A 25,267-nucleotide genomic window follows, 5' to 3' on the forward strand; every position below is an offset into this window, starting at 1 on the left:
GACCTGATCCCGGGGGCACAACAAGGAGACACCCATGGACACTCCGGCACGCCTCAACGATCTGCAGCGCACGACGCTCGCCATCGTCCTCGCCGGCGGACGCGGCACGCGGCTCGGTCCGCTCACCAACAAGCGCGTGAAGCCCGCGGTCTACTTCGGCGGCAAATTCCGCATCATCGACTTCGCACTCTCGAACTGCCTGAATTCAGGCATCCGGCGCATCGCCGTCGTGACGCAGTACAAGGCGCATTCGCTGTTGCGGCACCTGCAGCGCGGCTGGGGTTTCCTGCGCGGCGAGTTCAACGAGTTCATCGACCTGTGGCCCGCGCAGCAGCGCGTGGAAGGCGCGCACTGGTATCGCGGCACGGCGGACGCTGTGTTCCAGAACCTCGACATCATCCGCTCGATCGGGCCGAAGTACGTGATCGTGCTGGCGGGCGACCACGTCTACAAGATGGACTACACGCGCATGATCGCGGACCACGAAGCGAGCGGCGCGGACTGCACCGTGGGCTGCATCGAGGTGCCGCGCATGGACGCCACCGCGTTCGGCGTCATGGCCGTCGACGAAAACCGCCGCGTGACGGGCTTCGTCGAAAAGCCCGCCGACCCGCCCGCCATGCCCGGCCACCCCGACGTGGCGCTCGCGAGCATGGGCATCTACGTGTTCAACGCCGACTACCTCTACCGGCTGCTCGAAGAAAACATCGCGAGCGTGGCCACCGATCACGACTTCGGCAAGGACATCATTCCGCGCGTGGTGACCCAGGGCGAAGCGCTGGCGCATCCGTTCAGCCTGTCGTGCGTCTCCACGCGGCCCACCGACCCTTCGGCACCGGCCGTCGAGCCTTACTGGCGCGACGTGGGCACCGTCGACGCCTACTGGTCCGCCAACCTCGACCTCGCCTCCACCATTCCGGCGCTCGATCTCTACGATCGCAACTGGCCCATCTGGACGCACCAGGAACAACTGCCGCCCGCCAAGTTCGTGCGCGACCTCAACGGGCTGCAAGGGTCGGCCACGAACCTCATCGTCTGCGGCGGCTGCGTGATCTCCGGTTCGCAGATTTCGCGCTCCGTACTCTCGTCGAACGTGGTCGTGAGATCGTTCTGTAACATCGCTGAGGCAGTCTTGCTGCCGCAGGTCACCGTGGGCACGAGCTGCCGGCTGCACAAGGTCGTGATCGACCGCGGCTGCACCGTGCCGGACGGCACGGTGATCGGCGAAGACCCGGTACGCGACGCCGAGCGCTTCTATCGCACCGAAAGCGGCGTGGTGCTCGTGACGGAGGAAGCCCTGAGGCGCCAGCAGGCGCACTGAGCGGCCACCCCAAGCCCGCAAGGAGCCTTGCCCGATGACGATTCGCGCCCTTCACGTTGCGAGCGAGCTGTATCCGCTGCTGAAAACCGGAGGACTCGCCGATGTGACGGGCGCACTGCCGCCCGCGCTCGTCGAACTGGGCGCCGACGTGCGCGCGCTGCTGCCCGGCTTTCCTGCCGTGCTCGCGGGCCTCGCGGATCTGCGTCCCGTGGCGCCGCTCGCGCGCCGCTTCGGCGCGCGCGAAGCCACGCTCGAACTCGGCACGCTGCCGGCCACGGGCCTCGCAGTCTACGTGATTCGCGCCGACGACTTTTACAACCGCCCCGGCAATCCCTATCTCGACAGCGAACACGTCCCCTACGGCGACAACGCCCAGCGCTTCGCGCTGCTCGGCTGGGCCGCGGCCCAGCTCGCGCAGCATCTGGATTCCGCGTGGGCTCCGCAGATCGTGCATGCCCACGACTGGCACGCCGGCATGGCGCCCGCCTACCTCGCCGCCGCGGCACAGGAGCGCGGGCGCGCCCCGGCGCGGTCGGTCTTCACCGTGCACAACCTCGCCTACCAGGGCATCTTCCCGGCCCATCAGTTCGGCCAGCTGGGGCTGCCGCCGGCTTTCTTCGACATGCACGGCGTCGAGTTCTACGGTCAGCTTTCGTTCCTGAAAGCCGGGCTCTACTACGCGGACCGGCTCACGACGGTGAGCCCCACCTACGCCCGCGAAATCCAGACGCTCGCGCAGGGCTGCGGGCTCGATGCGCTGTTGCGCGGACGCGCGCGCGACCTCACGGGCATTCTCAACGGCGTGGATTACAGCGTCTGGAATCCGTCCACCGATACGCTGATTCCCGCGCGCTACACGCCCACGCGGCTCGCACGCAAAAGCGCCTGCAAGGCCGCGCTGCAAAGCCGGTTCGGACTCGCGGAAAAAAGCGATGCACTGCTCTTCGGCGTGGTGAGCCGGCTCACCGAACAGAAAGGCCTCGACCTGCTGCTCGCTGCGCTGCCCGAGATCGTCACGCGCGGCGGCCAGCTCGTCGTGCTCGGCACCGGCGACCCGGCGCTCGAGCAAGGGCTCATGCGCGCGGCCCACGCGCATCCCGAGGCCGTGGCCGTGGAGCGCGGTTTCGACGAAGCGCTCGCGCATCAGATCGTGGCGGGCAGCGACGTGATGGCCGTGCCCTCGCGCTTCGAGCCTTGCGGCCTCACGCAGCTCTACGCGCTCGCCTACGGCGCGCTGCCGCTCGTGCATTGCGTGGGCGGCCTCGCCGACACGGTGACCGACGCGTCGCTCGAAAATCTCGCCGACGACCTCGCCACCGGCTTCGTCTTCGAGCGTTTCGAACCGCGCGCGCTCACGGCGGCCATCCGCCGCGCGTTCGCGTTGTACGGCCGTCATCGCGAATGGCGCGCCACGCAGCAGCGCGCGATGCGCCAGGACTTCGGCTGGGGCGCCTCCGCGCAGCAGTATCTCGCGCTCTACCGCGAGCTTGCCTGATAGCCGCAGCGCAGACTAAAGCGGCACAGACCGCGCACCGACGCCGCCCGTGCGTCATGGGTCGCGCGCCCCGGCCCGTGGCACGCCTTCTTGATCCTTGCTGAAGTTTCCGTACAACAGAGACGGCGGCAAGCGCCTTGCGGCGCGGTTTTTCGGGTATCGTTCAGCGGATACCGCAGGCGTTTCGAGTGCAGCAGCGCATACGGCGGCGAACCCGGGTCACACGTTTTCAGCGGCGCCGGCGTGGCGGTCCGCAGGACCGCAGGACCGCCCGCCCGACCCCACCCCCGCCACGGCGGCGGGCCCCACTCACGATCGACTCCAGACCGGCAAAGCCGCATGGCCAAGAGCGCATCATGAAGAACGTTCTCAGCATCCAGCCCCACGTCGTCTTCGGACACGCCGGCAACAGCGCGGCCGTGTTTCCGATGCGGCGGCTCGGCGTGAACGTCTGGCCGCTCAACACCGTGCAGTTTTCGAATCACACGCAGTACGGCCACTGGACCGGCAGCGTTATCGACCCGCCGCAGATGCAGGACCTCGTGGAAGGCATCGGCGCCATCGGCATGCTGCCGCGCTGCGACGCCGTGCTCTCCGGTTATCTCGGCACGCCGGGGCAGGCCGAAGCCGTGCTCGAGATCGTGCGGCTCGTGAAGGCCGTCAATCCGCGTGCGCTCTATTTCTGCGATCCCGTCATGAGCGCGAGCGCGGGCAGCGAGCCGGATGCCGGCATGGCCGCCTTCATCGCCGAACACATGCCTGCCGTGGCCGACGTGCTGCTGCCCAACCATGCCGAACTGCAACGCCTCGTGGGCCGCGAACTCGAAACCGCCGACGAAGCCGTCGCGGCCTGCCGCGAACTGATCGAGCGCGGACCGAAGACGGTGTTCGTCAAACAACTGCTCGACCGCAACAGTCCCGCGGATACCTACAGCATGCTCGTCGTGACCGCGCGCGAAGCGTGGGTCGGCCAGCGTCCGCTTTATCCGTTCGCGCGGCAGCCCGTGGGCGTGGGCGACCTGACGAGCGCCGTGTTCGTGGCGTGCCTCATGAACGGCAACACGTTGCGCGTGGCGTTCGAGCACACGCTCGCCGCCGTCAACGCCGTGATGCGCGAGACCTGGGACGCAGGCCGCTACGAACTCGAACTCGTGGCCGCCCAGAACGAGATCGCGCAGCCGCGCGACTGGTTCGAAGCGTGGCGGGCCGATGCGCTGAACGGTTGAGCGGCACACGCGCAGGCATTCAGGCGGACCGCCTATAATGCGGGCCCACGCGCCTCAAGCGATCCAGGTAGTCCAGGCGGTCCATACGCGTTCCCCACGCGCTCCACCGCGGCATCGCGCGCGCACTTCACCCTTGCCCAGCTTCACGCATCAAAAGACGAGATTCACGATGAGCCATCCCATCCGCAGCGAACAGGAAGAGTATTTCGAGCAGTTGTGTCTGAACGTGGACGCGGGCGAAACGCACGAGCAGGAGGCGATCGAATACTTCGAGAGCCAGATGGAGAGCGACGATTTCGACGCCGCGCAGTGGCTCGATATCGCGCTCTATCACGCGCCCGACGTGGCGCGCGGCATCATCGATTTCGTTGCCGAAGAGGACCGCGCACGCAGCGACATCGCCGCCGTGATCGCGGAAAACCTCGACATCGCGTATGGCGACGACGACTGCGAGCGGTTCGCCGCGACGCTGCGCTTCGCGCTCGCCAACGGCGTGGCCGTCGATCTCGACATGGTGCTCGACGGCTGCCAGCGCGCGCTCGACGACCTCGACACCTGGGCCTCCGACGACACGAAAGAGCCGCTCGTGCGTCTGCACGAAACGCTGCTCGAGCTGCAAGCCGAGCGCTGAAATCGTCATGCTATTGGGCGGCTAGCGACGCGGCGGCGTGCGCCGCTGTGTCGCACCGCTCGCATCACTTCTTCCGCCGCTCCTTCGCCGGCACCACGCCTTTAGATATACGCTTCCCGCGCCGCCTGCAACGCCGCGCCGGACGCCTTTCCTTCCCGCGTTCCTGCGCCCTCGCGCGCTGTGCCGAAATGCGCAGCCAAAACGAGGGCTTCGACCAAGACGCGAACAATTTGGCTTCCTATATTCGTGCCAGACTGCCAGCCAGGCACCGGCGACGAGACCACACGCACGGCGAACGCAAACGCCACATCGCTTCGCTCCCCCAGGGGACGTCTGGATAACACCGCCCGTGTCGGGCTGGCAGACTGCCTGCGCGCACCGCATGAACGCGACGTGCCGCGACGCCTCAGGGGGGCGCCGCGCATGCGGCCCGGCGCAGTTGCAATCGCGTCTTTCACGAACCGCCGACAAGAAGGAGCACAACATGAGTCTTCGCAAGACCCTCCAACCCTTCGCCGTGCTGCTGGGCGCGCTTGCGATGTCGCCGCTCGCGGCGCATGCGCAGGACGTCGACGTCAAGATCGGCTTCGCAGCGCCGCTCACGGGCGCCAACGCCGGCTACGGCAAGGACCTGCAGAACGGCGTGCAACTCGCGCTCGACGAAGCCAACGCGCAGAAGATCAAGATCGGCGACAAGGTCGCGCACTTCGTGCTCGTGGCCGAAGACGACCAGGCCGACCCGCGCATCGGCGTGCAGGCTGCACAGAAGCTGGTGGACCAGAACGTGTCCGCGGTGGTGGGCCACTTCAACTCGGGCACCACGATTCCGGCCTCGCGCATCTACGAGGGCGCCGGCATTCCGATGATCGACCCGGCCGCCACCAACCCGACCATCGTGAGCCAGGGCTTCGCCAACGCGTTCATGGTGATCTCCACCGACGCGCAGAACGCCGGCACCGCGGGCGCCTACGCCGTCGAGGTGACGAAGGCCAAACGCATCGCGATTCTCGACGACCGCACGGCCTTCGGCCAGGGCGAGGCCGACGAATTCGAGAAAGCCGTGAAGGCGAAGGGCGGCACGATCGTCGCGCACGAGTACACGAACAACCAGGCCGTGGACTTCCGCACGCAGCTCACCAAGATCAAGTCGACGGACGCCGATCTGCTGTTCTTCGGCGGTCTCGACACGCAGGCGGCGTCGGTCGCCAAGCAGATGAAGCAGCTCGGCCTGCGCGCGCAGCTCGTGGGCGGCGGCGGCGTGATGGACCCCGAGTTCATCAAGCTCGCGGGCGACGCGGCCGAAGGCGTGATGGCCTGGGAATACGGCCGTCCGCTCGCGGCACTGCCCGGCGGCAAGGACTTCTCGCAGAAGTTCAAGAAGCGCTTCGGCGTCGACATCCTCTCGTATGCGCCGTTCGGCTATGACGCGGCATGGGCCGCCATCAAGGCGATGGAAGCAGCGAAGTCGACCTCGCCAAACGCCTATCGCGCCACGCTCAAGAACATCAGCTTCGACGGCGTGACGGGCCACATCGCGTTCGAGAGCACGGGCGCGCTGAAGCACGGCTCGTCCACGATGTACCAGGTGAAGAACGGTGCGTGGGTGACGGTCGTGACCAAGGGCAGTTGATCGACTGATTCTGCTCGCTGCCGTCCCCATCACGGCAGTTCCCATCAGACAAAACGGGCGGCCCGGTTCACGAGCCGCCCGTTTTTTTGCGCCATGGACGTCGGCGGTTCGCCGCGTTCCTTCCTCCGGACTCGTTTCTTACCACTTCTTGCAAAACCGTGGCGGATTTGCAGGCCGAAGGGCCGCTGCCACGGCTTTTGCGCGCCGCAATACGCCGATTAGAACGCCTCTTCGGTGTCCCCCTTCCCCTTGAGCCGCCTTGCGTTGCGCACGCCGCGCACGCGCTCGTGCCATGCGTGGCACACCGATTGCGCTTTTGCCGCCGTCCAAACGATGTTCGTCGAGTAGCGCTTGCGCAGTCTTACGCGCGACGGACAACAGGGATAAGAACGCGCGCCGTCCCTTTGCGATGCTGCCGCGAGGCGACATGCGTGCCTATGCACGCAGCCCCGGCAGCGACGGCCGCACGACAAACATGGGCAGCTCGCCCTCTTCGATGAGGTGACAACATGAAGGCATTTCGTACGTTGGGTTCGATCGCGGCCGTGGCGGCGCTCGTCGCCGCATGCGGCGGCAGCGGTCACGACGTGGGCAAGGAACTGGGCCTGCAAAACCCCGAGGTCCATTTCGTGCACGCCATTGCAGGCGGGCCGACTGTCGACTTCCTCGTGAACGGCAGTCCGTTGCAGACCGGCATCTCGTACAAGCAGGTCACGAATTTCGCGAACATCAATACGGGCGCAACGGCGGTGGCCTATGCGAACACGGGTTCGACGACCGCGCTCGCGAGCGGCAACTTCCCCGACGTCGCCAAGGGTCACGAGTACACCGTGCTCGCGCTGCCCGGACTCGCCGCGCCGGACATCGGCCTGATCGACGACCCGTTCGACAAGGGCCTGCTCTCCAACGACGCCCGCGTGCGCGCCTTCAACGCCACGGCCAACGCGCAGAACGTGGACCTCTACATCGTGCCGCCCAACACCGACATCAACACCGTGAGCCCGACGATGGCCGGCGTGTCGTTCAAGAACGCGGCGCCGGCAAGCGGCCAGGACTCCATCTATCTCTCGGGCGGCAACTACGTCGCCATCGCGACCACGGCGGGCAGCAAGACACCGATCTTCCAGTCCTCCACCTTCAGCCTCGCCAACAACGCCGACTGGCTCATCACCACCGTGCCCGTTGCCGGCGTACTGAGCCAGCTGGCGCCGAACCAGATCCATCTGCTGGTTGCGCAAGGCGGCAACACCACCACGCCGGCGCTGGAACTGACCAATACGCTGACGGGTTCATGAGCGTGGATTCATAAGCGCACGTTGATGAGCGCAGGTTCATGAGCAGACTCGTCCGGCCTGCGCCGTCTCAACGCGGCGTGTGAGCCGCACCGCCCTCTTTCGCGCGCACCACGATCTGCGAGAGCGCGTCGCGTTCGATCGCGACGAGCGAGGCGCGCATCGCGTCGAACGCTTCGGGCGTGCAGAGTTGTTGCCCGAAGTGCGTATGCAGCCGCCGATCGATCTGCAGCGTCTGCGACGCCGCGTCGAACACGTAGTGCGAGGCGTAGTCGACGAAGCGGTCGTGCACCTCTGTATCGGTGGGCAGGTCTTCGACGCGCACCGTGCGCGGCAGCGCGATCTGCGCGGTCTCGTCGAAATCGCCGTCGATGCAAACGAACGGCTGCGTGCGTCGCGGCACGGAAAGCCACGCCTGAAGCTGGCTCGCGATGCCGCCCGCGAGGCTCGATAGCGCGGGCATCGCGGTGGTGCCCGCGGGCCAGACGGCGTGTTCGATCGTGCCCGTCGTCGTCGTGGCGAAGGGGCCGTCCGTGGGCGCGAGGGGCGCCGTGCGGATTTTCGCCGTGCCCGTGAGCCCCGTTTGCCGCAGACGGTCCGCGGCGATCTGCTGGGCGCGCTGGCGCGTGGCGCGGCGGAACACGTTGCGCTCCAGTTCGGCGCTCACGCCGTCGTCTTCCACGTGGTACGCGTAGGCCGCGTTGCCGTCCATACTCACCTCGATCGTGAGGTGCACGCTGCGGGTGCGCGCCTGCGTGGCGGGCGTGCGCGTGAGCACGCCTTCGTCCACGAGCAGCGCGGGCCGGTCCATCACGATGGAAGGCAGATAGCCGAACGCCGTGCCGCCCGCCGTGGTATCGGCGAACAGCTGTAATTCAGGTATCCATACGATTACGTGATTGATCGCGCCCGCCCCGTAGCCCGGCACAGAAGGCAGCGTATAGACGGTCCCCAGACCGATCAGCGCGGGCTCGGCGCGAATGCCCGCCGCGGCGAGCAGCGCAGTGAACACGGCGACGTGGTCCTTGCAGTCGCCGTAGCGGTTGCGCAAGACGTCCGTCACGCGATGCGGCACCGTCGCCGTCTCGCCCAGAAAGAGCGCCACGTAGCGAATGTTGAAGCGCACCCAGTCGTAGATGGCACGCGCCTTTTCGCGCGGCGTGGTTGCATGCGCGGTGAGCGCCGCGGCCAGCGCGGCCACCTGCGGATCGGTCGCCGTAGGGTCCGCGGCGGCATCGCGGTAGAGCGCGGCGAACGACGCGTAATCGCGCACCGTCGAGACCATCAGGCGGTCGCCCCAGGTGACGTAGCCCGCCGCGCCCGCCTCCTGCGGCGCGTAGGGACCGTGGCGATACTCGAACGTGTAGCGGGTGCGGCCGTTCGCGGTGACGGGCGTGAGCGCGACGTAGCCGCGTGCGTCCGCGTAGAGCGGCACGTCGGCGGGCAAGTCGTAGATGAGCTGCTGGAATTCGACGGGGCCGCCCGTGGGCTCCACGAAGTACGCGAAGGTTGCGCCGGTCCGCGGCGCGACGCGCGTTTTGCGGAACGCCAGATGCACGCGCGCGCCGGGCTGCACGCCCGGAAAGATCACGGTGCGCAGCACGCCGTCTTCGAAGGTGGGTGCGCCCGAGGAACGCGGCTCCTGCACGTCGCGTATGCCTTCGGGCTCCACGCGCCGAACGGTGCCGTCGGGCTCGATGGTTTCGGCCGCGAGCAGCGCCACGCGCTCCGTGTCCTTGTTGAACCAGACGTAACGCTGCGCGATTTCATCGACGCCCGCGTTCGTGTTCGCGCGCAGCACGGTGTCGTCGTGCTCTTCCACGGAGCCGTCTTGCTGGACGACGAAGAGATGCACGTCGCGCTCGACGGTGGAAGGCGGCACGTCTTCGGACTCGGCCTCGGAAGCGGCCTGCGCTGGCGGGATCATGAGCAGGGTGAGCATGAGGACGGCAAGCATGCGGGCGAACAGCCCCGCAAAACGCGGCACAGACGCGATGCCGGTGCGAGGCTGTCCGGCCGCATGCAGCATCGGCAGCATGGCGTTCATTCGCGCGGTGTCCCCGGGCGCTTGGCCGCGCTGAGGACACCGGATCGACCCTGCGCTGCGGCACGCCACGCACGCGGGCTCATGCCGAATTCGGCGCGAAACGCGTGATTGAAGTTGGACACGTCGTTGAAGCCGCAATCGAGCGCGATATCGAGCACGGTCGTCTCGCCTGCATCATGGCGACGCAGACGCAGCGCGGCGGTCCGCAGACGCGTGCGCAGCACGTACTGATGCGGCGTCACGCCCGTCACCTGCGCGAACGTGCGCAGGAAGTAGAACTCGCTCACGCCGGCACAGGCGGCGAGCGTGGCGAGCGTGTGGTCATCGCCTGGCGTGTCTTCGATGAGCCGCGCCGTCTGCGCCACACGCGACCACGCCGTTGCGGTATCGCACGAGGCATTCGACGCGGTGCGTCCCTTCTCGTGTTCGTTCATTACCGAGAGCGTGGCCGCCGCAAGCTGCACGGCGAGTTCGCTCCAGTCGGTCCTGGCCCCTCCGGCGGTACTGGCAGCACCCGCCATCGCACGCGCAACCAGCGGCGCGAGTCTGCGTGTGGGCGGCACGCGTGTGGCGCGAAACGCGAGGCCGCCGCTGCGCACACCGAGATCGGCGCCCAGCTGTTCGAACCATGCGGGCGAGTAATGAAACGACAGGCAGCGGTCGCCGGCCGCGTGCCGGTGTCCGCATTCGAAGCAGGCGCCGGCGTTGCCGAGCATGAGCGAACCTGGCGTCATCAATTCGCGCCCCGCCTCACACCGGTAATCGAACGACCCCGCGGCCACGACCGCGATGCAGACGCTGCCGTGCCGCTCCTCGAACGGCTGGTCGCGCGGACCGAAGGTGCAGAGCACGTCGTCCACGCACCAGCCCTCGCCCGCCGCGAGAGGACGCGCCGTCGTGTGACCCGCCGCGCCGTCGCGTGTTCGCGTCGCCAGTGCCTGCTGCAGATCCACTGCAATTTTCACCAGGAAGTCCCCCGCGAGGTCTCGTATCCTCGTTTTTAGCACATCGCTGTGGCCGGCGTGACGCGCCACACGCACCCTCGAGGAGGTTTCCGATGAACCCGCAGATGGCCGGGGCCACGCGCCTCGATTCCGCTTCCCAGGCACCGGACCCGCTGCACGCCGACACCGCGCAAGGAGCACTCTGGTCCGCGCTCGGCGCATCGGGCCGCGCCGCCGACATCGCCGCGAGCGACGACCTCTACGGCTGGCTCGCGGGCAGCTGGACATTGGAGGTGCTGCACTACCGCACCGACATGCGCGCCGCACCGATGAAGGCCGAGGCGCACTTCGCGTGGGTGCTGGACGGCCGCGCGATGCAGGACGTCTGGATCTTTCCCGCGCGAAGCGAATGGCAAGGCCGCACGCGCGGCGCGCAAGCCGAGGGGCCGCTCGGCTACGGCACGACGCTGCGCGTATGGGACCCCGCGTTGCGTGCGTGGCGCGTCACGTGGATCGATCCCGTGAGCGGCCAGCGCAGCGAACTGATCGGCAGGCGCGTGGGCGACGACATCGTGCAGATCGGCACGCGCGCGGACGGCACGCCGATCCGCTGGAACTTCACTCACATCACGGCCAACACGTTTCGCTGGACCGGTACGTCGCTGGAAGCGGACGGCGTGACGTGGAAGGTGGGCGGAGATTTCATCGCGACGCGCGTGCCAGCGTGAAGGGTGGCCGGTGCTTCGAACGCATCGCTTCATTCGTCGGGCTGCCAGCCCATCGGTTCAATCACGCGCCTCGTCGATGGCTCGCAGCAGCGACACCGCAATGCCTTGCGCCGCGAGCCGAACCTCGTCGAGCGAAGGAAACGACGGCGCGATGCGCAGATGCGTATCGTGCGGATCGTGCCCATACGGAAACGCCGCGCCGGCCGGCGTGAGCACGAGCCCTGCATCTGCGGCGAGTGCAACCGTGCGTTTCGCCAGCCCATGCGGCGCGTAGAGGCTGATGAAGTAGCCGCCCGCAGGCCGCGTCCAGCTGATGCCGGGCACGCTGCCCAGCCGCTCGCCGAACACCTCGAGCACGGCATCGAACTTCGGTTGCAGCAGCGCCCGATGCTGTTCCATGAGCGCCTCCAGCGCCGCGCGGTCCGGCAGAAAGCGCACGTGGCGCAACTGGTTGAGCTTGTCCGGGCCGATGGTGCGCACCGACGTGCAACGCTGCCACCACTCGACATTGCGCGGCGACGACGCCAGAAACGCCACGGCGCCGCCGCTGAACGTCACCTTCGAGAGCGACGCGAACACGATCGCACGGTCGGGGTGGCCCGCTTCCGCGCAGGCGCGAAGCACGTCGAGCGTCTCGTGCTTCGTCTGCGTGAGATGGTGGACGCGATACGCGTCGTCCCAGAAGAGCCTGAAATCGGGCGCGGCCGGCATGGCGGCAAGACGCCGGATCGTCTCGTCCGACCAGATCGCACCGCTCGGGTTGCTGTAGAGCGGCATGCACCACATGCCCTTGATGGCGGGGTCGCGGCGAAGTTCGCGCTCCACCGCCTCCATGTCGGGACCGTCGTCTCGCATCGGCACACTGACCATGCGAATGCCGAGCGCCTCGCAGATCGCAAAGTGCCGGTCGTAGCCCGGCACGGGGCACAGAAACGCGACGTCGCCCTGCGCGCGCCACGGTGTCGAGCCTGCTGAACCTGTCGCACCTGCTGCACCGCTCGTGCCCCTCAGCATTGCGAAGGCGATCGCGTCGTACATGAGTTCGAGGCTCGAGTTGCCCGCCGCCACCACCTGCGCTGCGGGCACGCCCAGCAACGCCGCGCCGAATTCACGCGCCTCGGGCAAGCCCAGCGCGTGTCCGTAATTGCGGCAATCGATGCCATCGCGCGACAGCCAGCCTGCGCGCGGCGCGTCGTCCACCAGCGCCTGCGAAAGCGCAAGCTGCTCGGGCGCGGGCTTGCCGCGCGACATGTCGAGGCGCATTCCCCGTTGGCGAAACTCGTCGTAACTCATCGGCATTGCATCGGTCTCCCGCCGCGGCAGCGGCACGTTGTCAGAACCGGGCCAGTATGCAAGCCATGAGCGGGTTCAGGCAAACGCGTTATATTGAACGCCGCAATCAGCTTTTCTGATGGCAGCGTCAACGCCGTTTTCCGTCACTCAACCTCGATCTCCCCTTCATGAAGGCTCTCGATCTCGACGTGCTCGCCATGGTGGTCGCCGTGGCCGATGCAGGCAGCTTCGTGCGCGGCGCCGCGCTCGTGCATCGCTCGCAATCCGCGGTGAGCATGCAGATCCGCTCGCTCGAAACGTCGCTCGGCAAGACGCTGTTCGTGCGCGGCCCGCGCAACGCCGTGCCCACGCAGGACGGCCAGATGCTCATCGGCTACGCGCGCCGCATGCTGGCGCTGCGCGACGAGGCGTGGGCCTCGATGGTGCATCCCGAGGTGAAGGGCCGGGTGTCGATCGGCGTGCCCGACGACTACGCGTCGTCGCTGCTGCCGCCGGTGCTGCGCCAGTTCTCGGCAAGCTGGCCGAAGGTGGAAATTCAGGTGATCGGGCTGCCCAGCCACGCGCTCGCTCCGCTCCTCAAGGACAACCGCATCGACCTGGCCTGCGTGACGCGCATGAAGGGGCTGTCCGGCGAACTCATCCGCTTCGAGCCAATGGTGTGGGCAGGCCCCGGCCGGGCAGGACCGGCCACTGCTCCGACCACGGCGACAGGCCGCGAAATCTGGAAGGAAAGGCCGTTGCCCATTGCCGTCTTCGGCACAGGCAGCGTCGCGCGCGCCAATGCGTTGCGCGCGCTGGAACGCGCCCGCATCCCCTACCGCACCTCGTACGAGAGCCCGAGCTTGATGGGCCTGTGCAGCATGGTGGCCGCGGGCCTCGCGATCGCGCCGCTCGCGCGCTGCGCTGTGCCCGATGGCTTCACGCAGCTCGGCCGCGCACAGGGCCTGCCCAAGCTGCCCGAACTCGAAATCGTGCTGGCGCGCAGCGGCCGCTCGAACCGGCCGCCCTGCGACTTTCTCGCCGAACAGATCCTGACGGGATTGCGGCGCTGAAGCGAGCGACGCCGCCACGACGCTTCGCTACGCGTCGTGTCCGCTACTCCTGCTCGCCCACGCGCGCGAGCAACGCATGCAGCTTCTCCACATGCCGCAGCAACAGCTCGCGATGCTTCTCGATCTGCTCGAGCCGGCCCATGAGATCGGCGCGCACGCGGGCATCGGGATCGGCCGCGGCAATCACGTCGTCGATGCGCGTGCGCAGCGCGGCATGCTCCACAGGCAGCAGCGTGAGATGCCGCTCGATGCGCTTCACGTCCTGCACTGCAAGCTCGCGCACCTTGCGCAGGCCCGCGAGCCTGCGATGCGCTTCCACGTCGGTGGGCGGCTCTTCGCGCTTCGTGGGCGCAGGCTGGCCGAAGATGGGCTCGGGCGCGCGCAGTACCGACTTCTTGCGCACCGGCGCCGCGGTGCCGCGAAAGCGGGCGTGGGGAATTTCGTTGTCGATGGAGGCGCGCGTGTCGTCGGGAATGTCCGCGTCTTCGTGCGGCGTGTCCATCCAGCCCGCGGGCAGTCCCGTCACGGCCTCCACGCCGCGCACGAATTCGTCGCTGAAGTCGCGTTGGCCCGCGAGTATGAGCTTCAGATAGGACTCGGAGAACGTCATCATGCGCGCGAGGCGCGTCGCCGCGCCGACCTTGCGCGTGAGCAGCACGAGATTGGCACGCCAGACCGGAAGCAGCGATTCACCGGATTCGTCCATTGCGGGGTCGTCCATGTGGGTCCGTCCAGGTTTTTGCCGGAGAGGCTGGGCGCCGCGCGGTAGGGTCACACCGGATCACGTTCGGGGTCACGCTCGTCCACGCCCGCGCGGCGCTTCGTCGTGAAAGGGTAGCCGCTTTGCGGTGCCGCGCGCAACCGCACGCCATTGCGCGCCATCGCGCCCTTACACCGTCACGCCGTCACGCGCGCGAGCGCCGCCTTCACGAGCGTTTCGATGAGCGGCGCCACCTGCGCCGCGCGCATTTCGTCATAGGCGTACGGCATCTGCTCCTGCATGTAGGTGACCTGCGTGAGTTCGAGCTGGAGGGCGTGCACGCCCTCCGCGGGCTTGCCGTACTCGCGCGTGATGTAGCCGCCCTTGAAACGGCCGTTCGCGACCGCCGTGTAGCCGCCGTGCTGCGTCACGAGCGCGACCAGGTGCTCGGCGAGACCGGGCAGCGCGCTCGCGCCGCTCGCCGTGCCGAAGTTGAAATCGGGCAGACGTCCCTCGAAAAAACGCGGCACGTGGGAGCGGATGGAATGCGCCTCCCACAACAGCACGCGGCCATGCCGGGCCTTCAGGGCCGCCAGTTCGTTTTTCAGCGCATCGTGATACGGCCGCCAGTACGCCTCGCGGCGTCGCGCCATTTCCGCGTCGTCGGGCAGGTGCCCGTCGCGGTAAAGCGGCGCCTTGTCGAACGTGTCCACGGGCAAGAGGCCCGTGGTGTCCTGGCCCGGATAGAGATTTGCGCCGTCGGGCGGACGGTTCAGATCGATCACGTAGCGTGCGTAGACGGGCGTGAGAATCGACGCGCCCAGCGCTTTCGCAAACGCGTACAGGCGGTCCAGATGCCAGTCGCAGTCATCCACGCGCGCCGCAGCGGGCGTCATGGTGGCGGCGATGTCGTCGGGAATGCGCGTGCCGAGGTGCGGTATGGAGATCAGCAGCGGCACGCTGCCGCGTTGCAGCGAAAAGACCGGCGAAGCGGTCGGAGAGAAGGAAGCGTTCATGTCGGTCCAGTAACGGCGAAGTGCGCAAACACGGAGCCGCGAATGCGCAGCAAAGGGGACTTCCGCTGGTCATGCTTCGTGCGAACGTTGTTTCGGCCAACGTACAACGTACTTCAGCGACCCGTCCGCAAACGCGTTTGCAGACTCACTGCAGACTCATTTGCAAACCCACCCGGCAACTTACCGCAACAATGCCGCGAGCGCTGCGCGATAGCCCGCATAAGCCTGCTGCTCGTCGCGATGGCGGCGGTTTTCCACGACCTTAGCGCCGCCCGCGTAGACGTCGCGCACGGGCGACTCGCCATGCTCGCAGAACACCACGCCGGAGAGCCACGTGCGCGGCTCGTGCCCCGCGATGCTCGCGTGTTCGCCGTCGAGCACGATCCAGTCCGCGCGGCGCCCCACTTCGAGCGCGCCCACGGCGCGGCCCGTGGCCTGCGCGCCGCCCGCAAGCGCATCGGCGTAAAGCCGGTCGGCCACGTGCGTGACCTGCGCCGAGGCGAGCACGTTGCGCTCCCGCCGCGCGAGACGTTGCCCGTATTCGAGCAGCCGCAGCTCGGCGCGCCAGTCCACTGCGATATGGCTGTCCGACCCCACGCCGAAGCGGCCGCCCGCCGCGAGGTAGTCGCGTGCGGGGAAGATGCCGTCGCCCAGATTCGCCTCCGTCGTAAGACACAGCCCCGCCACTGCGCCGCGCTTCGCGAGCGCATCCACCTCGTTCGCATCGACGTGCGTGGCATGCACGAGGCACCAGCGCGCATCCACGTCGAAGCCATCGAGCAGCCATTGCACCGGCCGCGCGCCTTCGGCTTCGAGGCATGCGTCCACCTCGGCGGTCTGTTCGGCGATGTGGATATGCACGGGCGCGCCGGGAAAATGGGCGTCGAGCCCTTCGAGCACTTCGCGTAGCGACGCCTCCGACACCGCGCGCAGCGAATGCGGCGCAACGCCGTAGCGCAGCCCGGCGTGTTCGGGGCAGGCACGACGCAAGCCGTCGAGCAACGCCAGCAGGCGCTCGGGCGTGTTGATGAAGCGCCGCTGATCGTCGCGCGCCGGCTTCGCGCCGAAACCGCTGTACTGATAGAGCACGGGCAGCATGGTCATGCCGATGCCGGCCTCACGTGCCGCGCCCACCACGCGCTGCGCGAGTTCGGCCACGCTCGCATACGGCGCGCCGTCTTCGGCGTGATGCACGTAGTGGAACTCGCACACCGACGTGTAACCCGCCTTCAACATCTCCACATAGAGCCAGCGCGCGACGGCCGCGAGTTGATCGGGCGTGATGCGCGCGGCAAAGCGGTACATCAGGTCGCGCCAGCTCCAGAAGGTGTCCGTGGCGTTGGCCCGATATTCGGTAAGTCCCGCCATCGCGCGCTGGAACGCGTGCGAGTGCAGGTTCGGCATGCCAGGCAATACGGGACCGGCGGCGTGAGGAACGTCGGCGGGCACGGATGCGTCGGGCGTGATTGCCGTGATCGTGCCGTTGCTGTCCCATTGCAAGAGGACATTGCAGCGCCACCCATCGGGCAGATACGCGTACGCGGCGAACAGGGATTGCTGGGTCATGGTGATGGGCGCGTTATGAGGCGTGTGGCGTAAGGGGTCACGAGCGTGGAGGGAGGTACTGGGCCGATGCAGCGAGCAGTTCAGCGCCCGAACGGCGATTCGTGCGTACAAAGGCCATACGCGGGTCGCTCGTAAACCGTCGTGCCGCCGCGCACCACGCGCGCGCACAGCGGACGCCCCATCGTGTACGCCAGTTCCGCGAGCGTTTCGACGGACCACACCGCGAAATCCGCGCGCCGCCCCACCGCGAGCGTGCCGTGCACGTCGGCCCGGCCGAGCGCGTGGGCCGCGTGGCGCGTCACGCCTTGCAGCGCCTCGGGCACGGTCATGCGAAACAGCGTGGCCGCCATGTTCATCATGAGCAGCAGCGACGTGGCCGGCGACGTGCCCGGATTGCAGTCCGTCGAAATGGCGATGGGCACGTCGTGGCGGCGCAGCAGATCGAGCGGCGGCAACTGCGTCTCGCGAATGAAGTAGTACGCGCCGGGCAGCAGCACGGCCACCGTGCCCGCATCCTTCATCGCGATCACGCCGGCTTCGTCGAGGAATTCGAGATGATCGGCCGAGAGCGCACGATAGCGTGCCGCCAGCGCCGCGCCGCCCGAGAGCGACAACTGCTCGGCATGCATCTTCACGGGCAGGTTGCGCCGGGCCGCGGCGTCGAACACGCGCTCGCTCTGCGCGAGCGAAAAACCGATGCGCTCGCAGAACACGTCCACGGCATCGACGAGGCCTTCGTCCGCGAGCGCGGGCAGCATGCGTTCGCAGACTTCGTCGATGTAGTCGTCGGCACGGCCCGCGAACTCGGGCGGCAACGCATGTGCGCCGAGAAACGTCGTGTACACGCTCACGGGGTAGCGCTCGCCCAGCCGTCGCGCCACGCGCAGCGTCTTGCGCTCACTCGCGAGATCGAGGCCGTAGCCCGACTTGATCTCGATGGCCGTCACACCTTCGGCGAGCAAGGGTTCGAGTCGCGCGGCCGCGGCGGCATAGAGCGCGTCTTCGCTCGCGGCGCGTGTGGCGCGCACGGTCGACACGATGCCGCCGCCTTTGCGCGCGATCTCTTCGTAGCTCGCGCCCGCAAGCCGCATCGCGAATTCGTCGGCGCGCTGGCCGCCGTAGACGAGATGCGTGTGGCAATCCACGAGCCCTGGCGTCACCCACGCGCCGGCCAGGTCTTCGCGCGGCCACGTCGCATATTCGGCAGGCAAGGCCGCACGTTCGCCGAGCCAGACGATCGTGCCGTCCCGCACTGCGAGCGCCGCGTCCGCGACGGATTCGCCGGGGTCGCCCTGCGGACAGAGATTCAGGTGATGCCAGACAGTCGGGTTCATGGCGTTCCCGGGGTGTGTGGAATGCGGTCGAGGTGCGGGCTCGGCTCGCGTGAACGCGCGGCGGCGCACGGCATCAGACATGCTGCACCGTCACGGCAAGCAGCGCGCCCTCGCCTTCGGCGCTCACGTCGAGCGCTTGCGCGCGGTCCACGCGCAGCGTGTCGTCGGTTGCGAGGTCCACCGGCGCGGCGCCGGGCAGCGTGACGCGCATCGGGCCCGCCGCGCAGAACAGCAGCACGGTGTCGCCCGAAAGCTCACGCTGCACGTTGCCGCGCCATACGTCGAGCGTCGCCGTGGCCGCGCCGCGACGTACCATCAGGTTGAAGTCGCGCGTGGGACCGCTCACGAGCCGTGCGTCGATGCTGGCTTCGCCCGCAAAACGCGCGACGTCGAGCGGTTGCTCCAGTGTGTGCGTGTGCGTCGTGCCGGAGGCAGCGTCTGTGCCGCTAACGTGCTCGTCGAGCAGCATGCCCGCGCCCGCCAGCAGCACCAGCGTGCGGTCGATGCCCGGAAAGCGCGAGAACGGCCCGGGCGCGGCCACGTCGGCGAGGCTTACTCGCCAGACGAACGTATCGAAGCCGGCGCCTTCCGGCGCGGCGGCCACTTCGCGCGTCACGCCGCCGCCGTTTTTCCACGGCGACGCGACGAGCGTCGCGACACGCACGAGCGTGACGTCGTTCAGGGTCATGCGATCCGCGGGCTGCACGCTCACGTCTTCAACGGCCCAGCATCGGCAGCTTGAGGCCCACTTCGCGCGCGGTCTGCTGCGCGAGTTCGTAGCCGGCATCCGCGTGGCGCATCACGCCGGTGGCAGGGTCGTTGAACAGCACGCGTTCGATGCGCTTCGCCGCGGCGTCCGTACCGTCGCAAACGATCACGACGCCCGAGTGCTGCGAGAAGCCCATGCCCACGCCGCCGCCGTGATGCAGCGAAACCCACGTCGCGCCGCCGGCGGTATTGAGCAGCGCGTTGAGGAGCGGCCAGTCGCTCACGGCGTCCGAGCCGTCCTTCATCGCTTCGGTTTCGCGGTTCGGGCTCGCGACGGACCCCGTGTCCAGATGATCCCGGCCGATCACGACGGGCGCCTTCAGTTCGCCCTTCTTCACCATCTCGTTGAACGCTAGGCCGAGACGATAGCGGTCCTTCACGCCCACCCAGCAGATGCGCGCGGGCAGCCCCTGGAACGCGATGCGCTCGCGCGCCATGTCGAGCCAGTTGTGCAGATGCGCGTCGTCGGGAATCAGCTCCTTCACCTTCGCGTCGGTGCGGTAGATGTCCTCGGGGTCGCCCGACAGCGCCACCCAGCGGAACGGCCCCTTGCCTTCGCAGAAGAGCGGGCGGATGTACGCGGGCACGAAGCCGGGGAAGTCGAACGCGTTCTGCACGCCCATTTCGAGCGCCATCTGGCGAATGTTGTTGCCGTAGTCGAGCGTGGCCGCGCCGCGTTGCTGCAGCGTGAGCATCGCGCGCACCTGATTGGCCATCGACTGCTTCGCCGGTTGCACGATGCTCTGCGGGTCCGTCTTCTGACGCTCGCGCCAGTCGTCGATGTTCCAGCCCTGCGGCAGGTAGCCGTGAATCGGGTCGTGCGCGCTCGTCTGGTCCGTCACGCAGTCGGGCGTGATGCCGCGCGCCACGAATTCGGCGAACACGTCCGCGGCGTTGCCGAGCAGACCGATCGACACGGGCTTGCCCGTGCGCTTCGCTTCCTCGATCATCGCGAGCGCTTCGTCGAGCGTCTTTGCCTTGCGGTCCACGTAGCGGGTCTTCAGGCGGAAGTCGATGCGCGTCTCGTCGCATTCCACGGCGATCATCGAAAAGCCCGCCATGGTCGCGGCGAGCGGCTGCGCGCCGCCCATGCCGCCGAGGCCGCCCGTGAGAATCCAGCGGCCCTTCGGGTCGCCCTTGAAATGCTGGTTCGCCACCGCGAAGAACGTTTCGTAGGTGCCCTGCACGATGCCTTGCGAGCCGATGTAGATCCAGCTGCCGGCCGTCATCTGGCCGTACATCATGAGGCCCTTGCGGTCCAGTTCGTGGAAGTGGTCCCACGTGGCCCAGTGCGGCACGAGGTTCGAATTCGCGATGAGCACACGCGGCGCGTCGGCATGCGTGCGGAACACGCCCACCGGTTTGCCCGATTGCACGAGCAGCGTCTCGTCGTCGCCCAGGTCCTTGAGCGAAGCGAGAATCTGGTCGAAGCAGTCCCAGTTGCGCGCGGCCCGGCCAATGCCGCCGTACACCACGAGCGCATGCGGATGCTCGGCTACTTCGGCGTCCAGATTATTCTGGATCATGCGATACGCGGCTTCGGTGAGCCAGCTCTTGCAGACACGTTCGCTGCCGCGCGGCGCGCGAATGGTGCGGGTGGGATCGAAACGCGGATCGATGTGCTTCGGGTCGTTCATGATGTCGGCTCTCTCAGGTTCGGTTCGGCTCAGAGGGGTTCGGTTCAGTTACGTTGGGTTCGATGCAGGCGGTGTTCGGCTCAAAAGTGGCCGGTAAAGCGATAGCGGCTGCCCGGATGCCAGAGGTTGGCCACCGACGCCACCTGCCCCTTCGACCACGTGCGACGATGCAGCACGAGACAGGGCTCGCCTTCCTCCATGGTCAGCAGCGCGCGCGTGGCGGCGTCGGCGGCGAGCGCCTCGATGCGGTATTCCACGCGCTGCAACGGCGCGACGCGCACGAGGTACTGGTTCGGCGTGGTGTTCGTGAAGTCCTGCAACGCGTATTCGGGTGCCACCGCGGGGTTCACCCAGCGTTCTTCCAGTTGCACCGGCTCGTCGTTTTCGAAGTGCAGCACGCGCGAATGGAACACGGGGCTGCCGGGCTTCATCTCCATTTCGGGCGCGAGCGTTTCGTCCGCGATAGCCGCGCCCAGCAGCAGCACGTCCGCACGATAACGATGGCCGCGCGCCGCGATTTCGTCGGAGATGCTGCGAATCGCCACGAGCGTCGACTCGTACTTGGGCCGCGCGACGAAGGTGCCCGCGCCCTGCACGCGCGTGAGCACCTGTTCGGCCGTGAGTTCGCGCAGTGCCCGGTTCACGGTCATGCGCGCCACCTTGAACTCGCGCGCAAGCTCGTTTTCCGACGGCACCTGGTGGCCCTCCGCCCACTCGCCCGCATGAATGCGCGCGAGGATGAAGTCCTTGATGCCCTGGTAGGCCGGTGCGTTCATGCCGTTATCGCGCCTCTTGCGCCTCGGCCGTCTGTTCCGACTCGAACGCGAACGGGCAGTGCGAGGCAATCGCGCCGTTCTGCACGAGGCGCGTGATGGCGGCGATGTCGGGCGCAAAGTAGTGGTCCAGTTCGTAGTGCGCCACCTCGCTGCGTACCGCGTGCATCACGCGCTGCAGCGCGGGGCTCGTGGCGTGCGGCGCGCGCAGGTCCACGCCCTGGGCCGCGGCGAGCAGTTCGATGGAGAGAATGTTCGCGGTGTTGTCCGCGATGTCGGCCAGCTTGCGCGCGGCGAACGTCGCCATCGAGACATGGTCTTCCTGGTTCGCGGACGTGGGCAGCGAATCCACCGAGGCCGGATGCGCGAGCGTCTTGTTCTCCGAGGCGAGCGCCGCCGCCGTGACGTGCGCGATCATGAAGCCCGAATTCACGCCGCCGTCCTTCACGAGGAAAGGCGGCAGGCCCGAGAGCGTGGCGTCGATCAAGAGCGCGATGCGGCGCTCCGCGAGCGAGCCGATTTCCGCCGCGGCGAGCGCGAGGTTGTCCGCGGCGAAGGCCACCGGTTCCGCATGGAAGTTGCCGCCCGAGAGCACCTCGCCCGTGTCCGGGAAGATGAGCGGGTTGTCCGAGACCGCGTTGGCTTCCACGAGCAGCACGCGCGCGGCGTGGCGCATCTGGTCGAGGCACGCGCCCATCACCTGCGGCTGGCAGCGCAGCGAATACGGGTCCTGCACCTTGCCGCAATCGCGATGCGACAGATTGATGGCCGAGCCTTCCAGCAGCGCGCGATACGCCGCCGCCGCTTCGATCTGGCCTTCGTGACCGCGCAACGCGTGAATGCGCGCATCGAACGGCTTCACCGAGCCGGCCGCCGCATCCACGGCGAGCGCGCCCGAAACGAGCGCCGTGCGATAGAGGTCTTCGATGGCGAAGAGGTTGTAGAGCGCGAGCGCCGTGGAGGCCTGCGTGCCGTTGAGCAGCGCGAGCCCTTCCTTCGCTTGCAGCGTGAGCGGCGCGAGGCCCGCCACGCGCAGGCCTTCCTGCGCGCTGGCCCGCTCGCCGCGAATGAACACCTCGCCGATGCCGAGCAGCACGCCCGACATATGCGCGAGCGGCGCGAGGTCGCCCGAAGCGCCCACCGACCCCTTCACGGGAATCACGGGCAGCACGTCGGCATTGAAGAGCGTGATGAGCGCGTCCATGACTTCGCGGCGAATGCCGGAGTGGCCGCGACCGAGGCTGGAGAGCTTGAGCGCCATGAGCAGACGCACCACCGGCCGCGACATCGGCTCGCCCACGCCCACCGCATGCGAGAGCACCAGATTGCGTTGCAGCAGCTCAAGCTGGTCGTGCGGAATGTGCGTGCTCGCAAGCCGGCCGAAGCCCGTGTTGATGCCGTAGGCGGGCTCGCCCTTCGCGGCGATCTCGGCAACGGCGCGCGCGCCGGCGTCGATGGCGGCGAAGCTCGCGGGGTCGAGCTGCAACGTAACCGCTTCGCGCGCGATCTGGCGCAGCTGGGGCAAGGTGAGGTGGCCGGGGGTGAGAATCATCGTCGCGTCCTGTCTATACAAGTTGGCGAAAGTCTAGCGGGCCGAGCTTGTCTATACAACCGGTTTTTCAAAAATCCCGGCCTGGGGATTTCCATGAGGCCGAGGCGGCGCTCGAGCACTCGCGCCCTTTGCCCGCGGTTGCGGCACGAATTTCCGGGGGATCGGATGAGGGTCGCGGCGGGCGCGGACGGCGGTGCGGCGCGGCTGGCCGAAAAGCCATTCGCCCTGACGCCTCACTTGTATATACACATCACCGCGACACGCCGCAAGCCGACAAAATTCGGCTCACGCGCAGGCCGCCCGCGCGGCCTTGCCGGCGTTGCCGTTCCGTAATGTGGACAGACTAGAATCCGGGCGACTGATGGGAACGACTGATGGGACTTGCGGCCTCGCCAGGCCGTATCGAAAACGAAGCGGCCGTTCCGTTGCCCGGATGCTGACGATGACGCTCGAGTTGAACTTCGAATGGCTCACCAACCTGCTCGCGATTCTGTTCGTCGTGGCGTGCGTCTATGACTCGTACCACGACGAATACGGCACGCTGACGCTGGCCGCGGGCGCCATGGGGCTGATCGTGATGGCCATCGAGGAATTGTTGAAGCCGGCGTTCGCCCTTTCGCTCTAGTTCGGGTTTTGGCGTTCAGGGCGCCATCCCGTCTTCCAGCGCCGCCACGCAGCGGCTCAACAAGACGGGCTCGCGCTAGATGGCCCAGCCGCCCAGATAGAACGCCGCGAGCGCCACGGCAATCACGACCGTCCCCACGTTGAGCCGGCGATACTCGCCGCTCACCACGCGGCCGATCACGAGCGTGCAGAAGCCCAGCATGATGCCCGTGACGATGTTGGCCGTCAGCACGATGAACACCGCGCAGACGAGTCCGGACATGGCGTCGATGGTGTCCGCCATGTCGAGCCGGCTCACGTTCGCGAGCATCATGAGCCCCACATACATGAGCGCGGGCGCCGTCGCATACGAAGGCACGAGGCCCGCCAGCGGCGCGAAGAACATCACCACCAGAAAGAGCAGCCCCACGACCGCCGCGGTAAGCCCGGTCTTCGCGCCCGCGGCCACGCCCACGGTCGATTCGATGTAGGCCGCCGCGGGCGCGCCGCCCATGAAGCCCGAGAAGATGGACGACAGCGAATCCGCGGTCAGCGCACGGCCGCCGTTGACGATGCGCCCGTTCGCATCCAGTTGCCCCGCCTGGCCCGCCACCGCGCGAATGGTGCCCGTCGCGTCGAACACGGCCGTCATGACGAGCGCGAGCACGCTCGGCAACACGGCGAGCGAGAGCGCACCCTTGATGTCCATCGCGCCGATCAACGAGGCATGACCCGGTGCCGCGAGCGAAGGCCACGCAAAGACGCCGTGGAACGCGACGCCCGGATCGAGCACGAGCGCCAGCGCCGAGATCGCGACGATCACGAGCAGGATCGAGCCGGGCACGCGGCGCCGCACGAGCCCGAAGATGGCCGCGAGCCCCGCCACCGACATGAGCACCGGCAACGCGGTGACGTGCCCCAGCGAGACCGGCAGCCCGGGCCCCGGATTCTTGACGACGAGGCCCACGTCGTTGGCCGCGATGAGCAGCAGAAAAAGCCCGATGCCGATGCCCGTGCCATGCGCGATGCCGTGCGGCAGATTGCGCAAGATCCACGAGCGCACGCCTGTCACCGAAATCGCGGTGAAGACGATGCCCATCAGGAACACCGCGCCCAGCGCCACGCCCGGATGCAGTCCCTTGCCGAGCACGAGTCCGAACGCCGTGAACGCGGTGAGCGAGATTGCGCAGCCGATCGCAATGGGCAGTCGCGCCCACAGGCCCATCAGCAGCGAGCCGAACGCCGTGGTGAGGCACACGGCGACGAACACCGCGCTCGTATCGAAGCCGGCCTTGCCCAGCATGCCCGGCACGACGAACACCGAGTACACCATCGACAAGAACGTCGTGACGCCCGCTACGACTTCCTGCCGCACGGTGCTGCCGCGCGCCGCAATGCCGAAGTAGCGCTCGACGACATGACCGCCGCCGGCGCGTTCGGCGCCGCCTTCAAGGCGCTGTGCGCCGGCGTCTGCAATCGACTGGGCCTGGGGTTCCATCATGATGCGTGCCTCCTTGATGAGCATGCTGAAACGGCGCACCGCGGCGCACCGTCTTCAGGGTTGTCCCGTTTCCTTTGGTGTTTTCAGCCGCAGGCTGCGGCGGACGATTCTTCGTCTACAATCGCCCTGCCCTGCGATGTCCGCTTCGCTCGCCACGT

General features: G+C 67.8%; 21 protein-coding genes. 9 read left to right on the forward strand and 12 right to left on the reverse strand.

Going from position 1 to position 25,267, the window contains the following annotated elements:
- Positions 1–34: 34 nt before the first annotated feature.
- The 6 genes from glgC (at position 35) to U0042_RS12640 (ending at position 7,598) form a co-directional block, all read left to right on the forward strand.
- Complete coding sequence (gene glgC / locus U0042_RS12615) at positions 35–1,321, forward strand: glucose-1-phosphate adenylyltransferase (protein WP_114811063.1); 1,287 nt, start codon at positions 35–37, stop codon at positions 1,319–1,321.
- Between the two features lie 34 nt (positions 1,322–1,355).
- On the forward strand, positions 1,356–2,816 hold the full coding sequence (glgA, locus tag U0042_RS12620) for a glycogen synthase GlgA (protein WP_114811064.1): 1,461 nt from the start codon (positions 1,356–1,358) through the stop codon (positions 2,814–2,816).
- Between the two features lie 356 nt (positions 2,817–3,172).
- On the forward strand, positions 3,173–4,042 hold the full coding sequence (gene pdxY, locus U0042_RS12625) for a pyridoxal kinase PdxY (protein ID WP_114811065.1): 870 nt from the start codon (positions 3,173–3,175) through the stop codon (positions 4,040–4,042).
- Between the two features lie 169 nt (positions 4,043–4,211).
- Positions 4,212–4,673 carry a hypothetical protein gene (locus U0042_RS12630; protein ID WP_114811066.1) on the forward strand — a complete coding sequence of 154 codons (462 nt, stop codon included), beginning with the start codon at positions 4,212–4,214 and terminating at the stop codon, positions 4,671–4,673.
- A gap of 484 nt (positions 4,674–5,157) precedes the next feature.
- The gene (locus tag U0042_RS12635) at positions 5,158–6,303 is read left to right on the forward strand and encodes a branched-chain amino acid ABC transporter substrate-binding protein (protein ID WP_114811067.1); all 1,146 of its coding nucleotides are present in this window, start codon (positions 5,158–5,160) and stop codon (positions 6,301–6,303) included.
- Positions 6,304–6,812: 509 nt separating this feature from the next.
- Complete coding sequence (locus U0042_RS12640) at positions 6,813–7,598, forward strand: DUF4397 domain-containing protein (RefSeq protein WP_114811068.1); 786 nt, start codon at positions 6,813–6,815, stop codon at positions 7,596–7,598.
- Positions 7,599–7,665: 67 nt separating this feature from the next.
- Here U0042_RS12640 and U0042_RS12645 read toward each other — a convergent pair whose 3' ends face one another.
- Together U0042_RS12645 and U0042_RS12650 are read right to left on the reverse strand one after the other, a co-directional pair.
- Positions 7,666–9,642 (reverse strand): DUF3857 domain-containing protein, encoded by a 1,977-nt coding sequence (locus tag U0042_RS12645; RefSeq protein ID WP_114811069.1) that lies wholly within the window; start codon positions 9,640–9,642, stop codon positions 7,666–7,668.
- On the reverse strand, positions 9,639–10,607 hold the full coding sequence (locus U0042_RS12650; RefSeq protein WP_232833375.1) for a helix-turn-helix transcriptional regulator: 969 nt from the start codon (positions 10,605–10,607) through the stop codon (positions 9,639–9,641). Before U0042_RS12650 ends, U0042_RS12645 begins: the two co-directional genes overlap by 4 nt.
- 92 nt (positions 10,608–10,699) lie before the next feature.
- On the opposite strand from U0042_RS12650, the gene U0042_RS12655 reads away from it, so the two are divergent.
- Positions 10,700–11,314, forward strand: a complete 615-nt coding sequence (locus U0042_RS12655; RefSeq protein WP_232833376.1) for a hypothetical protein — start codon at positions 10,700–10,702, stop codon at positions 11,312–11,314.
- Positions 11,315–11,371: 57 nt separating this feature from the next.
- On the opposite strand, the gene U0042_RS12660 is transcribed toward U0042_RS12655, so the two are convergent.
- Entirely contained in the window at positions 11,372–12,613 is a 1,242-nt protein-coding gene (locus U0042_RS12660) for an aminotransferase class I/II-fold pyridoxal phosphate-dependent enzyme (RefSeq protein WP_114811070.1), read from the reverse strand.
- Positions 12,614–12,774: 161 nt separating this feature from the next.
- Here U0042_RS12660 and U0042_RS12665 point away from each other — a divergent pair, with 161 nt between their 5' ends.
- Positions 12,775–13,659, forward strand: a complete 885-nt coding sequence (locus tag U0042_RS12665) for a LysR substrate-binding domain-containing protein (RefSeq protein ID WP_114811071.1) — start codon at positions 12,775–12,777, stop codon at positions 13,657–13,659.
- A gap of 43 nt (positions 13,660–13,702) precedes the next feature.
- Here U0042_RS12665 and U0042_RS12670 read toward each other — a convergent pair whose 3' ends face one another.
- The 8 genes from U0042_RS12670 to hutH form a co-directional block, all read right to left on the reverse strand.
- Positions 13,703–14,365: a hypothetical protein gene (locus U0042_RS12670; protein ID WP_114811072.1), complete on the reverse strand. Its 663-nt coding sequence runs from the start codon at positions 14,363–14,365 to the stop codon at positions 13,703–13,705.
- 191 nt (positions 14,366–14,556) lie between these two features.
- Positions 14,557–15,375, reverse strand: coding sequence for an N-formylglutamate deformylase (hutG, locus tag U0042_RS12675; RefSeq protein ID WP_114811073.1), 819 nt, complete (start codon positions 15,373–15,375; stop codon positions 14,557–14,559).
- Between the two features lie 180 nt (positions 15,376–15,555).
- Entirely contained in the window at positions 15,556–16,947 is a 1,392-nt protein-coding gene (locus U0042_RS12680) for a formimidoylglutamate deiminase (RefSeq protein ID WP_114811186.1), read from the reverse strand.
- Between the two features lie 74 nt (positions 16,948–17,021).
- On the reverse strand, positions 17,022–18,275 hold the full coding sequence (gene hutI / locus U0042_RS12685) for an imidazolonepropionase (RefSeq protein WP_114811074.1): 1,254 nt from the start codon (positions 18,273–18,275) through the stop codon (positions 17,022–17,024).
- A gap of 73 nt (positions 18,276–18,348) precedes the next feature.
- Positions 18,349–18,963: a HutD family protein gene (locus tag U0042_RS12690; RefSeq protein WP_114811187.1), complete on the reverse strand. Its 615-nt coding sequence runs from the start codon at positions 18,961–18,963 to the stop codon at positions 18,349–18,351.
- Between the two features lie 28 nt (positions 18,964–18,991).
- Positions 18,992–20,680: a urocanate hydratase gene (gene hutU / locus U0042_RS12695; RefSeq protein ID WP_114811075.1), complete on the reverse strand. Its 1,689-nt coding sequence runs from the start codon at positions 20,678–20,680 to the stop codon at positions 18,992–18,994.
- A gap of 80 nt (positions 20,681–20,760) precedes the next feature.
- Positions 20,761–21,456 carry a histidine utilization repressor gene (gene hutC, locus U0042_RS12700; RefSeq protein ID WP_114811076.1) on the reverse strand — a complete coding sequence of 232 codons (696 nt, stop codon included), beginning with the start codon at positions 21,454–21,456 and terminating at the stop codon, positions 20,761–20,763.
- 4 nt (positions 21,457–21,460) lie between these two features.
- Positions 21,461–23,005, reverse strand: a complete 1,545-nt coding sequence (gene hutH / locus U0042_RS12705; RefSeq protein WP_114811077.1) for a histidine ammonia-lyase — start codon at positions 23,003–23,005, stop codon at positions 21,461–21,463.
- 442 nt (positions 23,006–23,447) lie between these two features.
- Between hutH and U0042_RS12710 the strand changes: the two genes are divergently transcribed.
- The gene (locus U0042_RS12710) at positions 23,448–23,630 is read left to right on the forward strand and encodes a hypothetical protein (protein WP_017776432.1); all 183 of its coding nucleotides are present in this window, start codon (positions 23,448–23,450) and stop codon (positions 23,628–23,630) included.
- Positions 23,631–23,705: 75 nt separating this feature from the next.
- On the opposite strand, the gene U0042_RS12715 is transcribed toward U0042_RS12710, so the two are convergent.
- Positions 23,706–25,109 carry an NCS2 family permease gene (locus U0042_RS12715; RefSeq protein WP_114811188.1) on the reverse strand — a complete coding sequence of 468 codons (1,404 nt, stop codon included), beginning with the start codon at positions 25,107–25,109 and terminating at the stop codon, positions 23,706–23,708.
- Between the last annotated feature and the right edge of the window lie 158 nt (positions 25,110–25,267).

Source organism: Paraburkholderia kururiensis, assembly GCF_034424375.1.
Taxonomy (GTDB): domain Bacteria; phylum Pseudomonadota; class Gammaproteobacteria; order Burkholderiales; family Burkholderiaceae; genus Paraburkholderia; species Paraburkholderia kururiensis_A.